The following is a 13475-nucleotide window of genomic DNA, read 5'->3' as shown; positions in this document are numbered from 1 at the left end:
CGGTGACCACGGCCGTCTTTCCTGCGTTCACGATCGGAGATCCCTTTCTCGGTCAGTTACTTTTCGTAACCGACATGATCTTGCGTCACCGGGGCGGACCAGGGAAGACGGCACTTCCAAGTCACTCGGTTACCACGCGGGAACCAACCGGCGACCGCACGCGTTCGAAGTACCGGCGATCAATGAGCAACCCTCGGCGCTGCGTGGGCGTATTCCTCTCAGGGGCCTGGTTCACTGAGGCATCGCCGCACCGGAAGGAGTTCGACCGTGCCGGAACTGAAAGAAATTCGTAAACAGGCACTTTTCGACTCCGAGGCCAGACTGTCCTGGGTGCTGGCCGCGCTCGCCGGGTTGATCGGTGCGGCGGCGTTCATGCACACGGCCGGCTACTTCGTCACCTTCATGACGGGCAATACCGAACGGGCCGTCCTCGGGTACTTCCATGACGAGCCGGACATGGCGTTGGCTGCCGCCGGATTGCTGACCTCGTTCCTGTCCGGTGTCGTAGTGGCCTCGTGGTGCCGCAGACGCTACTGGTCCGGCCACCCGCACGGAGCCACCCTGCTCACCACCGTCTGCCTCGCGCTCGCCTCGGTCATCGACATACTCGAGTACCAGACGGCCACCGAGCCGATCGGCCTGCTGCCGATCATGTTCGTCGCCTTCGGAGTCGGAGCGCTCAACACGTCGTTCGTGCAGAACGGCGAGGTGTCGGTGCCGCTGAGTTATGTCACGGGGACACTGGTCAAGCTGGGCCAAGGCATCGAACGCCATATCAGTGGCGGCGACTACGCGGACTGGCTCGGGTATTTCCTGCTCTACGCGAGCTTCGCGCTCGGCGCGCTGATCGGCGGCTTGCTGAGCCTGCTGGTCGCAGGCTGGGCCATGCTGATCACCGCGACCGTCGTGTGCCTGCTCGTCACCGGTTACACCTACTTGCACCTGGACCGGCACGGTCCCCTCAGGCAGTAGGCCTAGGCCGCGGCCATGCGGTCGCCGACCTGACCGGCCTCCCCCGATTCCGGACCTTTCCACCCCGGAAATACGAAATTCGCTAGAGCCCGAGGTCCAGAGCCTGGCCGAACCGAAGCCGCCGTTTTCCGATCGTCGCGCAACGCAACCTCGACGACGTACGCAAACGCAAATTTCACAGGCGTTCGCGGGAAATCGGTGAACTGCTCGAGCCGAGCGCTCATGAGGCACTCGTCTGCCGGGTGGGCGACCAGCTCTGCCTGCCTTGGCCAAGGTGCTGAGCGGCAGGACTGCCTATGACGAACGCGTTTACCGCCGGACACAGGCCGGAACGAATCTGCATGAGCGGTACGTGAGCAAGCGCGAAAGTCAGGACATCGCCGCGAAAGATCTCGATACTCGTCGCACGGAAAGGTGGCTGCACAACGAGCTCGAGAAGATCAACGAGGCGGATCGGGACGATCGGGCGCAGCGTGAGATCGACCGGCGCGACCGGATCACCACACTGGCGAACCGTCTGCGGAAGAGGGGGATTGCCGGATGAGCTGGACCGCGCGGCACTGGCGAAGGATGCCCCACTTGGTCGGCCGGGACAATCAGCGCATTCACGCTGCCTGGCGAGCCCTGGAGCTGGTCATCGGCTTGGTCAAGCATGCCGAGACCAAATCTGTCGCCGCGCTGGCTACCGCGGGCGTGCTGGGAGAGGTGCTTTTCGTGCTGCTTCGAGCGTCTACGACCAAAGCAGGAGCCGTGTTGTGGGTCTGCGCGGGCGTGTGCGCGGGTTGCGTAGCGGGGGCCGGCATCTGCGCTGGCTGCGCGCTGTGGCCGAAGTTCGGTAGCCGTGGGTCGACGGCGAACCTGTTGTACTTCAATCACGCTACCTCGCACTATGGATTCACACGGGATCGCTACGTACGCGCGCTCGCCGAGTTGACCGGCGATCCCGATGCGCTCATCGATCAGCTGGCCGAGCAGGTCTGGGAAAACGCCGCGGTGGCTCGTCGAAAGTTCAGATACGCGAACCTCGCCATCGGGTGGCTGCTGGCAGCGATGGTGAGCTTGGCTGGGGCCGCTTGCTTGTCGCTGCTGAACCGGTGATGGCCTGAGTCGGGTGATTGGTCTCAGAATCGGCGGGCGCCGGTTACCGGCATCGAGGAGAGGGGGGAGGTGGTCACCCCTATGCCGTAGGTGGACGCGTGGATGACTTTGCCGTCGCCGGCGTAGAGGGCGGAGTGGCTTCCACCGTAGTAGGAGACCATATCGCCTGGCCGCAGGTCTTCGAGCGGCACCGGCGTTCCGGCGGCGAGCTGGTCGTAGCTGGTGCGTGGCAGGTCTATACCGGCCTGCTCGTAGGACCACTGCACCAGTCCCGAGCAATCGAAGGAGTCGGGGCCGACCGCGCCGTAGCTGTAGTCCGAGCCGAGTTTGGTCAGCGCCGCGTCGACTGCCATCTCGCCGGCGCTCTTCTGCGGTACCACCGTCGCGGGCGGGGTAGGCGCCCTGGGCATGATCTCCGGGAACCCGGCGAGGAAGGGCAGCTCGATTTCCGGCAGTACGCCCAGCAGCGGAATTTCGATCGCCGGAAGGACCGTCGGCATATGCAGCTCGATCACGGGAACGACCACCGAGACCGGGAATTCGACCGCCGGGCCGAGAGTCGCGGGCGCGATCTCGATTTCCGGGACCGTCATAGCGGCAGTGTGCTCTATTTCCGAGATCGCGGCCTTCACCGGCGTATCGGTGACCGGAAGTATTGCGTTGTGCCGCAGCAATTCTTCTGGCGCTTCGGGAAGCGGAATTTCGGCGGGAAGCTCGATCGTTCCCACGCCCGGGATGGTTACCGGCTGTGCGGATGCCTCCGCGGCGTTGAACAACATGCCCAGCAGTACGGCCGCCCCGGCGGCGAGTACCCAGTAAACAGCACGTCGCAGGTAGCGGGTATATCGGACGTCGGTCTTTGATGCCATGATGCGGTCCTCCGATGCTCATATCGCCGTTCTCCGGAGAGCCGTACGACGCCGCGATTCGCGGCGCGATTGGCTTCACCGAAGACCTCGAATTGATTCGAAAACCATCACGGTGCTTCTTCAGTCCCAGCGGATCCGATCCGAGCATTCACCTTTCGGCATCATGCACAACACGCAAAGCACAACACGCCATAAATTCATAACGAAACAATAACTCGTTCATACCGTGCATTCGTGAATATGAACTTTCCCTTCCCGGAATTCTGTGCCACGACGCAATGGCCCCACAGGGGAATCCGTCCCGCTGCGGGGCCACCGCTGGTTCACCGGCATCACACAATGATCTGTTCCTCGATCTGCTTCGCGATCGTCCTGAGCTTCGCGGCGAATTCCCGTGCGGCGCGGGGGTCGCCGCTCGAGCCCTTGACGACTCGTCTGGTCAGCGCGGCGAGCCGAGACTCCATGGCGGTGAAGATGTCTGCCGCGCGGTCGTTCTGGCCGTCCGGCAACTCACCGCGCAACCACGCCCGCAGCCGCTCCACCACCTCTTGCTCGTCATAGCGTTCGGGAAGCAGTGCGACCGCTTGCCGCAGCTTTCCCGCGGTGACCTTGACATCGGCGCCCGCGGCCACGGTGGTGTACACGGTGACCGCCGCGTCTTCGCCGTACTCGGCCACCACCGGTAGCAATTCGCGAACTTGTCCCTCGTTGATCGCGGGCGCTATCGGATGCAACCGAGCGGCCAGCGGCCAGGCGCGAATCAGCTTGTGGGCGTAGGACCGTTGCATATCCCAGCGCTGTTCCACGTACTCGTCGAACGTCTCGTGGCTGTCGCGATAGAGCCGGCCGTCACGCACGATCTGCAGTGCGCGCCCTGCCGCCCAGAATGCGATGCGCAGCGTATCGATCGACGACTCGCACACCGTCAACTGTGCCCGCTCGCGGTCGCTCAGCGGCCCGTCGCCCGCATCGGGGACCGGCATGGTCAAGACGTTCGGGCTCACGGCCGGCTTCGACCGCCGCCATTCGGCATCGCGCAGCGGCGAGACCGGTGGCGTGTGCTCGGCGCCGTCGGAGAGCGGGTTGGCGCCGCCGATAGAGGCTTTCCTGCGTTGTGGAGGCATCAGGCCGGCACCTCCATCAGTGCCCGGTACGAGCGCACCAGCTCGTCGCCCACCTGCTGGTACTCCCCCAAATTCTCGATCGGATTCTCGGCGCCCTCACCGACCTCCCCATCGGCCGCCTCCCGATACCATTTCCAAGCGCTCAAATAGGAGTTGAATACGTCGTAGCCCGCGCTCTCCAGGTGCCCCCGCTGCGCCCGGTATTCGGTGGAGACGTTCACGCCTTTCTTCATGATCACCGGAACTTTGGTCATCAGCACCCGCACCCGGATTTCACGGTCACTGCCCGCCGCCGCCTCCTCGGCGGCCTTGAATGTACTCGGCACTCGTTTGACTTCGGATGGGCTCACACTCGTCAACAACAAGAGCTCATCGCTTTTCGGTATCGCGGCCTTGAAGATCTCGGCGGACTCACCCCCGGCGTCCACGATGATGACGTCGAAATCGGCGGCATTGTCGGTGATGCAGTCGTCGACATGCCGGGAAGGGAACGCAACCAGGTCGAACGGCACCTCGATGCCCCCCTTGACCAGCCTGCGGTACCAGGAGTATCCGGTCTGGCTGAGCGGGTCGGCGTCGATCACCAGCACCCGCAGTTCGTGAACCGAAGCGAAGTAGCTCGCCAAGAAGAACGCTGATGTCGTTTTGCCGACACCGCCCTTCAGATTCCCCAGCGTGATGACGAGGGGTTCGGGCAATTCGAGTGGCGCAACAGAATTCGTCATAGACGGTCCTCCGGAGGGTGAGGAGTGCATTACTGTGCGAGGCCAGTTTGGCACAGAAACGTCTGATTTCGTCTGATTGCCCGGCCTGGTAGCGACTGTGGCGTCACCGCTCTGTGTCCAATTGGACACAAAATTTCAGCTGATTCGGTTTTCGGGTAGCGCACTTGCCGCTTACATCCCGAACCGGTAATCAAGCAGCGTTCCAGTGGAGCCTAGGGGAATCGAACCCCTAACCCCTGCCTTGCAAAGGCAGTGCTCTGCCAATTGAGCTAAGGCCCCGGGGGATCAGCGGGTGGTCACCTCGTGCCACATGTCCGCGTCGCCACGCCGGCGCAGCTTGGAGATGCCGAAGAGGACCAGAACCACCACACCGGCGGTGAGGAGAATTTTCATGGTTTCCACCCTACTGTGCTGCCGAGAGCCCGCCCAGGGGACTCGAGCCGGGAGTCCCGGATCGAACACGGCGTTCCGTCGATCTGCCTCGAGATCTCGGAATGAATATTTCGTCAGCCATGATCCAGACGTCAGTCATTCACGTTCACCTCTATGGCGCGAACCAGGGCCGAATCGAGGCATGACTGCGCAGAGCGCCTCCAAGTCCATGGCGCAGCACTGGACAGCGCCGTCGGGCCGGACGAGCGCGGCACGGGTACCGCCTCGGCGCAGCCAGCGCCGCAGTTCGCTTCCGGGACTCGCGACCACCACTGCCGCGCCGCGTTCGATGATCCGGGTGCGCTGCAAAGACGACGGCTGAATCGTGGTGACGATCGTATAGCGGCCCGCGGCCACATCGTCGTAGCGACGGCCGTCGTCCAGGACCACATTGGGAATCAAATGCCCCGCCCGGCCACGACCCAGACGCGGCCGCGTGACGAGCTCGGATCGGCGCAGCGGCGGCGTCTCCCCGCTGGCGACCAGAGCGTGGAAGCCAGGCAGGCGACGCAGTTGCGGAGCGAGGAGTCGGCGCACCAGGTTGCCCAGTTCACCGCCGTCGGTCATGGCCATCCCGGTGACCTTGGCCAGCCGGATCATCGTCCGGGTGTGCGGTTTTCGTTCGGTCTCGTAGGAGTCCAGCACCTGCTCGGGCAGGTCTCCGGCGAGCACTCCGGCCAGCTTCCAGGTGAGGTTGGCCGCGTCGCGCAGTCCGGCGCCCATGCCCTGACCGATGAAGGGTGGCGTGAGATGAGCCGCGTCGCCCAGCAGGAAGACCGGTCCCGCCCGCCAGCGGTCGGCGAGCTGGGCGCGGAAGGTGTACTCGGCCACTCGGAGCAACTGGAGTTCCTCGATCGGAACGTCACCGGTCCACGGTCGGATCAGGGCGTGTATCCGACCGATCTCGCCGTAGTGGGCCGCTGTCTCACCGGGACGCAGCCGGAACTCCCAACGGTGGCGTGCCTTTCCGATGCGCATGTAGGTCGCGGCGCGGACCGGATCGCACACCTGATGTACGCCGTCCCACGCGCCGAGTTCGACCGTGGTGGCCACGTCGACGACCAGCCACCGTTGCTCGAAACTCAGATCCCGCATCTCGGCGCCGATGGCGGCGCGGACCACGCTGTTGGCGCCGTCGCAGCCCAATACGTACCGTGCGTGAACCGGCGCCGTCGCGCCGGTGGTCCGATCGGTGAACTCGACTCGGACGCCGTCGGTTTCCACGGTCACCGCGGTGACTTCGACATCGCCTCGAACAGTCACCGCCGGGTGGCGACGCGCGGCGGCCCGCAGTATCCCCTCCAGCTCCGGTTGGTCGAACATGTTCGCGTCCGGGTAACCGTTGCGGCTGCCCGCCGGATCGCGATGGAATTCGGCCATCACCCGCAGGTTCCGGTCGAGCAGGCGCAGGCCGAGTGCGGGCCTTGAGATGGCGTCGAATGCCTCCTCGACGCCCATCCTCGCCAAGACCCTGCGGATCTCCCCGTCCAGGTGAACCGCGCGCGGTTGCGGGTAGATGCCTTCCCACCGTTCCAGCACCAGCGACTCGACACCGTATCGGGCGAGCAGGACAGCCGCGGTGATCCCGGTCGGCCCGGCGCCGACGATCACGACCGGAACGCTCATCGGGCGGTTCCGAACAGCGTCTCGAGAGACACGACCGTGACGAGGCGAGTCACGATAGTGGCCACAGCGGGTCCAGGGTCGGCACGTTCTCGGTCACCGGTGCCTCACCGTGGTGCGCTGGCGGCCCAGGTCGATGGCGCCGTCGTCGGTGGACACCGTTGCCTCGATGACGTCACCGTCGTGCAGGTACTTCATATTCTTCGCCTGGCCTTTGAAGAAAAGCTTCCACTTCACCGCGGGCGGCAGCAGCGAGCCGATGATCTCGACCGGCTTGGGCGGGGCACTGATCGCCGTGCCGACGGGTGTTCCGGTGAGCAACAGGTCACCGGCGTCCATGCGCTGGAAACCGGTCAACACGCGCAGGGTTTCCAGCGGCTGGTAGATCATGTCGGCGACGGTCATGTCCTGCCGCAGCCCGCCGTTGACCCACAACCGCAACCGCAGGTCGGTGAACCGCTTCAGTTCGTCTGCCTCCAGCAGCACCAGAGCGGGCCCGACCGGGGTGAATGTCGGATAGGACTTCGCCTCGTAGAACTGGGTTTTCGGCAGCTGGAGGTCGCGGGCGGAGATGTCGTTGGTGACGACCAGACCGGCGATGTAGTCGGCGAGGTTCTCGCTTGTGATCGTCGATCCGACCGGCATCTCGCGGCCGAACACCAGCCCGATCTCGACCTCGTAATCCAGCAGCCGCACGTGCGCGGGCCGGATGACGTCGTCGTGCGGGCCGCTGATCGACCCCGAGGTCTTGCGGAAGAACGTCAGCGGCACCTTTTCCGGATCACCGCCGGAATCGGTGACGTGCGAGGCGAAATTCGTCATCTGCGCGACCACCCGGCACGGCGCGGTCACCGGCGAGACCAGCGACAGGCTCTCGACCGGCACGACCTCGCTGCTCGCGGATGCCGCGCGGATCGCCGGACGGTCGGCCAGCAGTTGCCCGGTGGTGGTCGCGGCGGTATCGACCTCGGCGGCGCCCGCTGGTGTTGCCACCCACCAGGCGTCGGCGGTGCGGAGAACGGAAATGCTCATGAGCCGGCTACTTTCAACAGGCCGCGCAAGCGGCGGAGATCGAATTCGTTGTCCTCGCGCAGCGCGTCGACCATCGCGCGCAGCTCGCGAACGGATTCTCGGCCCGGTCTTATGCCGAGGAAGTCTCTGCTGGCCGGCGGCCCCCATTGCGCAAGCCCGGAGGCGGTGAACGGTGCCCACCCGGGTTCCACCGTGCAGTCGAACATGTCGCCGTCGCTGAAGTGCTCGACCAGCAACCCGTCCGGATCACGCCAGTAGTCGAAGATCTGGCTGCCCTGGATGTGCCTGCCGATCCCCCACGACCGGTGGTAACCGCGATCACGCAGGTACTCGCCGCCCACGGCCAGAGCATCCAGGTCTGCCACCTGGTAGGCCGAATGGACGTACCGGTTCGCCGGCCCGAGCACCAACGCCAATGTGTGATGGTCCGCCGGCGTCCGGCCGCGATCGCAGCGGATGAAGCTCATCACCGGACCGCGCTCGCGTTGGCCCGGGTAGTAGAGGAAGTCGCTGACGATCAGCCCCAGACGCCGCAGGTACCAATCCAGCGTTTCGCGGTACTTGGTGGTCTGCACCACCACATGCCCGAGCCGCTGCACCCGTGCCGGCTCGCGAGGCGGCCGCTGTGTCCGATTCGCGCGAGCCACCTCGTGTCCGAAGTTGAGTGTGTGAGGTGTTTGCGCGGGGAGGGCGGGAAGTTTGTGGGTATCGGCGACAACCCGCACCCGCAATCCGGTCGGGTCGGTCAGATCGATCGCCGACCCGCCGAGGCTTTCCGGCAGGTTCACCACCGTGCCTCCACCGGCGTTCGCCAGCCGGAGCAGGTCGGTGGTGTCGGCCGCGCGGAAGGCCGGGCCGATGAACCGCGAGCGCCTGCCCCGGCGAATCACCACGCAGGGAGACTGCGGGTCCGTACCGCGCAAGTACAGCTCGTCCGCCGTGCGCAGCGAGGTCGCGAAACCGAACGCGCGCGCGAAGACCTCCGCGCGCGCCAGGTCCGGCTTCTCGAACTCCAGCCACGCCAGATCGTGCACTTTCACGATCGGATCGAGCGCTCGGCCCGGATGTTCGCCCGCCACCGCGCCGTCCTCGCTGTGCAATCCGGTGTGTGGGTCGTGATGGTCGAGCATCGACCCCTCCCTCCGTGTCTGACGATATCGTCACATGCGACTCGATATTCAGTCAACAAGCTCTGATGAATTCGTCATAAGTGAGCCGCGGCGGCTACCATGGTCGGACGACCGACAGGGACAGGAGCGCGCATGACCGATCAGACCGGTGCGGAACCCAACCGCTTGCAGCGCCGCAAAGCCCGTACCCGCGCCGCCCTCGTGACGGCGGCGCAGTCGTTCATCGCGAACGGAAGACTGAACGCGCCGATCCTGGAGATCACCCAAGCCGCCGACGTGGGCATGGGGTCGTTCTACAACCACTTCCAGAGCCGGGAAGAGCTGTTCCATGCGGCAGTCGAGGAGGCGCTCGACCAGCACGGCGCCGTCCTCGACATCCTGACCGAAGGCATCGATGACCCGGCCGAAGTTTTCGCGCAGAGTTTCCGGTTGACCGGACGCATGCACCGGAAGAACCCGACCCTCAGCAAGGTGCTGCTGAACAACGGACTCGCCCTCACCGCCTCCGAGAAAGGGCTCGCACCGCGCGCTCGTCGCGATATCGAGGCCGCGGCCCGCGCAGGCCGATTCCAGACGAGCGACGCGGAATTGGCCATGACGATAGTGGCCGGTGCGGCCCTGTGCCTGGGCCAGTTGCTGCACGATCAGCCCGAGCGCGACGACGCGGCCGCCACCGATCAGGTCACCCAGGACCTGCTGCGGATGTTCGGCGTCCCCGCCGAGGAGGCGCGCGAGATCTGCTCGCTTCCCCTGCTGTCCCTCGACGCGCTGCCGCGGCGCGACGACGCCGCCTGACCGCGCGGGCGTTCAGCAGTCAGGCAGTCGTGCTACCTGCGCCACTCCAGGTGAACTCTTTTTCCAGTTCAGCGCCCTCGATGTCGAGATCCGGAACGTAACGACCGAACCAGCGCGGGTGGTACCACATCCGCTCGCCGACCACGGCCATGACGGCGGGCACCAACGTCAGCCGCACGACGAAGGCATCGAGGACGACGCCGACCGCCAGCGTGAACGCCAGTGGCTTGACCACTGGATTGTCGACCCACGTGAAAGCCACGAAGACAGCGAACATGATCAGCGCCGCCGCGCTCACCACCCGCGCCGAATACGCGACCCCGGACTGCACCGACCCGATCGCGTTTCCGGTTCGGCTGTATTCCTCCTTGATCCGGGATACGACGAAGATCTGGTAGTCGCTGGAGAGCCCGAAGATGATCGCCAGGATGATGATCGGCAGAAAACTCAGCGTCTGCGCCTTCGTCACGCCGAAGAACTCCGCTCCCCATCCCCATTGGAACACCGCGACCTGGACGCCGAGCGCAGCGAAGACCGACAGGATGAAACCGGCGATCGAGGACAACGGCACCAGCACGGTTCGGAAAGCGATTGTCAGCAGCACCAGCGCCAAGCCGACGACAACCAGGAGGAAGACCGGCAGCGCGTCGGCCAGCCGGTCGGAGGTGTCGATGTTCGCGGCGGTCGTACCGCCGATCAGGAAGGTTGCGCCGGTGTTCGCCTCGATGCGGTCGCGGTTGTCGCGTAGCCGGGAGACCAGCCCGGCGGTCGCCTCGTCGTCCGGCCCGGTCTTCGGCACGACCTGGATGAGCAACAGGTCGTTACCGCTGCCCACCGGCGTGACCGCGGCGACGTCGGGTTCGGCGCGCAACCGGTCCATCAAGGTCTGCGGGACGTCCGGGCCCTGGCCTCGGACAGATCGGTCACCATCAGCAGCGGTCCGTTGAAGCCAGGACCGAACGAAGCACTGACCAGGTCGTAGGCCTTGTGCGCGGTGTTCGATTCCGGTTGCGACTGCCCACTCGGCAACCCGAGATGGATTCGCGCGACCGGGACCGCCAAGACGGCCAGCGCCGCGACGCCGATCACGATCAAGGGCAGGCGGTAGCGCGTGACGAACCGGCCCCAGCTGTGGCCCATCGTGCGCTCCGGTTCGTAGGCCGCGATCCGCGCCACCTCCTCAGGACGTCCGGGATGAAGCGGCGGCGAGATGAAGCGCGCGACCGCGTCGCCGGCGAATCCGAGGAGGGCGGGCAGCAACGTCAAGGCGACCAGCATCGCCACCAACACAGCGCCCGCCGCCGTCAACCCCATGACCGTCAGGAAGGGAATACCGGCAACCGCCAGGCCGCACAGGGCGATGATGACGGTCATCGCGGCGAAGACGACCGAACTGCCCGCGGTGCCGACGGCCAGCGGTATCGACTCCTCCGCGGACAGCCCCAGCACGATGTTGTGGCGATGCCGGGACAGGATGAACAGCGCGTAATCGATTCCGCACGACAACCCCAGCATCAACGCCAAGGAAGTCGCGGCCGCGGGCACGTCGACGAAAGCCGCCATACCGAGGATTCCGGTCATACCGATGGCGACGCCGACCAACGCCGTGACGATCGGCAGCCCCGCGGCGACCACCGCCCCGAATGTGATCAGCAGGATGACGAACGCCGCGGCGATACCGAGGATTTCCGGCGTTTCGGGCACCTCCGCGGTGAAGCCCGGGTACACGGCTCCGGAGAACTCCACCTCGATGCCCGCCTCGCGCACGGGCGCGGCGATGCGGTCGACCTCGTGCAAAGTCTCCTCGGTGACCTCCCCCACCGGCGCCGAGAACTGCACGCTTCCCAGCGCGACCCGCTGATCAGGTGATACCGCCTGGGCCTGGAACGGGTCGACCACCGTGGCAACCTGCGACAGCTCTCGCATACCGGCCATGACCTGCTGAATCCGAGCAGCGGGTTGCTGGTCGGTGACCTTGGCCAGGCCAGGGGTGGCGAACACCACCTGCATCTGGGCGCCGCTGTAGGCGGGCATCCGCTGTTTCAGCAGGGACACGGCATCCTGCGACTCGGTGTTCGGGATGGTGAAGTTGTCGGTGGTCTTGCCGCCACTGAGCGCGGCGAATCCGATCGCACAGGCGAGCAGGACCAGCCACACCACCGCCACCCACCAACGCAGACGAGCGACCGTGCGGCCGAGGGCGAACAGATACCGAGACATGCGGGTCCTCTCATCGAGCAACCGACGACACATCGAAAGGCCGGATCATGACGCTGCGACCACCATAAATGGCCCTACCGGCCCGCACGGCGACATCGCCGCGATATCGCCCTCCTGTGGCCGCGCCATCCTGCCGTTTTGACCACGTCAACGGCGAGAAGGTACCGTTTTCGAGGCGTCTGTACGTCGGAAGCCGTGACGGGGCCTTAGCTCAATTGGCAGAGCACTGCCTTTGCAAGGCAGGGGTTAGGGGTTCGATTCCCCTAGGCTCCACACAATCGAAGGCGGGTGCTCATAAGAGCACTCGCCTTCTTGTTTCCCGCCCTCCCCGTACGCGGGCCGACCGTCGCCGCCTCGTCGACGTGTTCCGGAATCGGCACCCCTCTGCGATGCTCCGGATAGCGAGTCAGCGGAGGACGGGCGGACCGTCGGTCCGCACCGATGAGTTCGTCGGCCTCGTGCCGTCTGCACCGATATGACTACACCCACGATCGGCAGTTTGTTGTTGTCCAGCACCGACCCGGTCCGCCTGCGTGACTGGTATGCGGCGGCGTTCGACCTGAAGGTGGACCGCACGCCGGGCGAGCCTGGCTACGATGTCCTGGACTTCGGCGGTTTCTATGTTCTGATCGACAGCCGCGACGACATCGGGCCCACGAACCCCGAGCCGGGCCGCCTGATCCTGAACGTCGACGTGGACGATGCGCGGGCGATAGCCGGGCGGATCGACGACCTCGGAGGGCGGTGGCTGGCCGAGCTCGATGATCGCGACGGCAGCCTGTTCGCCACCGCGATAGACCCTGATGGGAACTACGTCCAACTTATCCAGCTGAGCCCGCAGCATCGGGCCGAGATGACCGAGAGGGGCTAGTGATGCTTGCCGACAGCAGCGCGTTCAGCGGGTTTTCGGTGAACGATATCGAGGCGGCCAAGACCTTCTACGCCGATACATTGGGGATACGGGTCTCCGAGGAGAACGGGATGCTCCAGCTGCACCTCGGCGGCGGGGGCACGGTGCTGGTGTACCCGAAACCCGATCACAGTCCCGCGACGTTCACGGTATTGAACTTTCCGGTCCCCGACATCGAGGCTGCCGTCGATGAGCTCACCCGCCGCAATGTCCGTTTCGAGCGCTATGAGTTCGCCGAACAGGACGAGAAAGGCATACACCGCGGAGGTGGTCCCCTGATCGCCTGGTTCACCGACCCCGCGGGCAACGTCTTATCCGTCCTCCAGCAGTAACCCACCAGACGAAGCGCACGTCCCGCATCCAGCTGCGAAAGATCCTGCCCGGCAGCGGCCGCCGGCGCGGTCACGCTGCCGGCCGCCCCGATCGGCAGCGTGACCGCAGGCGGCGTGCCCCCGCTCACCCGAAGACCTTGCTGCGGATGACCGGGAGCATGTCGCGCGGTCGAACAGCTCGCCGAGCGACTCTGGGTCGATGGGAGCTGGCTG

General features: G+C 65.5%; 12 protein-coding genes, 2 tRNA genes and 2 pseudogenes. 7 read left to right on the top strand and 9 right to left on the bottom strand.

Going from position 1 to position 13475, the window contains the following annotated elements; translation table 11 throughout:
* Positions 1-276: 276 nt before the first annotated feature.
* From K8O92_08925 to K8O92_08915, 3 genes are all read left to right on the top strand, one after another.
* Complete coding sequence (locus K8O92_08925) at positions 277-972, top strand: DUF1275 domain-containing protein (GenBank protein ID UAK35551.1); 696 nt, start codon at positions 277-279, stop codon at positions 970-972.
* A 265-nt stretch (positions 973-1237) separates the two neighbouring features.
* Positions 1238-1516, top strand: a complete 279-nt coding sequence (locus K8O92_08920) for a hypothetical protein (protein UAK33997.1) — start codon at positions 1238-1240, stop codon at positions 1514-1516.
* Complete coding sequence (locus tag K8O92_08915) at positions 1513-2070, top strand: DUF5706 domain-containing protein (protein UAK33996.1); 558 nt, start codon at positions 1513-1515, stop codon at positions 2068-2070. The genes K8O92_08920 and K8O92_08915 overlap by 4 nt, the downstream gene beginning before the upstream one ends.
* Positions 2071-2093: 23 nt before the next feature.
* Here K8O92_08915 and K8O92_08910 read toward each other — a convergent pair whose 3' ends face one another.
* The 8 genes and pseudogenes from K8O92_08910 to K8O92_08875 all read right to left on the bottom strand — a co-directional run bounded on the left by K8O92_08910 (position 2094) and on the right by K8O92_08875 (position 9005).
* On the bottom strand, positions 2094-2570 hold the full coding sequence (locus K8O92_08910) for a C40 family peptidase (GenBank protein UAK35550.1): 477 nt from the start codon (positions 2568-2570) through the stop codon (positions 2094-2096).
* 180 nt (positions 2571-2750) lie between these two features.
* Positions 2751-2837, bottom strand: a pseudogene (locus K8O92_08905) (hydrolase).
* A gap of 434 nt (positions 2838-3271) precedes the next feature.
* Positions 3272-4063 (bottom strand): hypothetical protein, encoded by a 792-nt coding sequence (locus K8O92_08900; protein ID UAK33995.1) that lies wholly within the window; start codon positions 4061-4063, stop codon positions 3272-3274.
* Positions 4063-4818, bottom strand: a complete 756-nt coding sequence (locus K8O92_08895) for a ParA family protein (protein UAK35549.1) — start codon at positions 4816-4818, stop codon at positions 4063-4065. The genes K8O92_08900 and K8O92_08895 overlap by 1 nt, the downstream gene beginning before the upstream one ends.
* A gap of 176 nt (positions 4819-4994) precedes the next feature.
* A tRNA-Ala gene (locus tag K8O92_08890) sits at positions 4995-5067 on the bottom strand.
* A 249-nt stretch (positions 5068-5316) separates the two neighbouring features.
* Positions 5317-6846, bottom strand: coding sequence for a bifunctional 3-(3-hydroxy-phenyl)propionate/3-hydroxycinnamic acid hydroxylase (locus K8O92_08885; protein UAK33994.1), 1530 nt, complete (start codon positions 6844-6846; stop codon positions 5317-5319).
* Positions 6847-6939: 93 nt separating this feature from the next.
* On the bottom strand, positions 6940-7875 hold the full coding sequence (locus tag K8O92_08880; GenBank protein UAK33993.1) for a fumarylacetoacetate hydrolase family protein: 936 nt from the start codon (positions 7873-7875) through the stop codon (positions 6940-6942).
* Positions 7872-9005 carry a VOC family protein gene (locus K8O92_08875; GenBank protein ID UAK33992.1) on the bottom strand — a complete coding sequence of 378 codons (1134 nt, stop codon included), beginning with the start codon at positions 9003-9005 and terminating at the stop codon, positions 7872-7874. The genes K8O92_08880 and K8O92_08875 overlap by 4 nt, the downstream gene beginning before the upstream one ends.
* Positions 9006-9137: 132 nt before the next feature.
* On the opposite strand from K8O92_08875, the gene K8O92_08870 reads away from it, so the two are divergent.
* Positions 9138-9800, top strand: a complete 663-nt coding sequence (locus K8O92_08870) for a TetR/AcrR family transcriptional regulator (GenBank protein UAK33991.1) — start codon at positions 9138-9140, stop codon at positions 9798-9800.
* A 19-nt stretch (positions 9801-9819) separates the two neighbouring features.
* On the opposite strand, the pseudogene K8O92_08865 reads toward K8O92_08870, so the two are convergent.
* Positions 9820-12020 (bottom strand): annotated as a pseudogene (locus K8O92_08865) (MMPL family transporter).
* A gap of 200 nt (positions 12021-12220) precedes the next feature.
* Between K8O92_08865 and K8O92_08860 the strand changes: the two are divergent.
* The 3 genes from K8O92_08860 (at position 12221) to K8O92_08850 (ending at position 13262) form a co-directional block, all read left to right on the top strand.
* A tRNA-Ala gene (locus K8O92_08860) sits at positions 12221-12293 on the top strand.
* Between the two features lie 202 nt (positions 12294-12495).
* Positions 12496-12891 (top strand): VOC family protein, encoded by a 396-nt coding sequence (locus tag K8O92_08855; GenBank protein ID UAK33990.1) that lies wholly within the window; start codon positions 12496-12498, stop codon positions 12889-12891.
* A gap of 2 nt (positions 12892-12893) precedes the next feature.
* Positions 12894-13262, top strand: a complete 369-nt coding sequence (locus tag K8O92_08850; GenBank protein ID UAK33989.1) for a VOC family protein — start codon at positions 12894-12896, stop codon at positions 13260-13262.
* The last annotated feature ends 213 nt before the right edge of the window (positions 13263-13475 follow it).

It is taken from the genome of Nocardia asteroides (assembly GCA_019930625.1).
Taxonomy (GTDB): Bacteria; Actinomycetota; Actinomycetes; order Mycobacteriales; family Mycobacteriaceae; genus Nocardia; species Nocardia sputi.
This window is presented reverse-complemented; position numbering and strand designations above follow the sequence as displayed.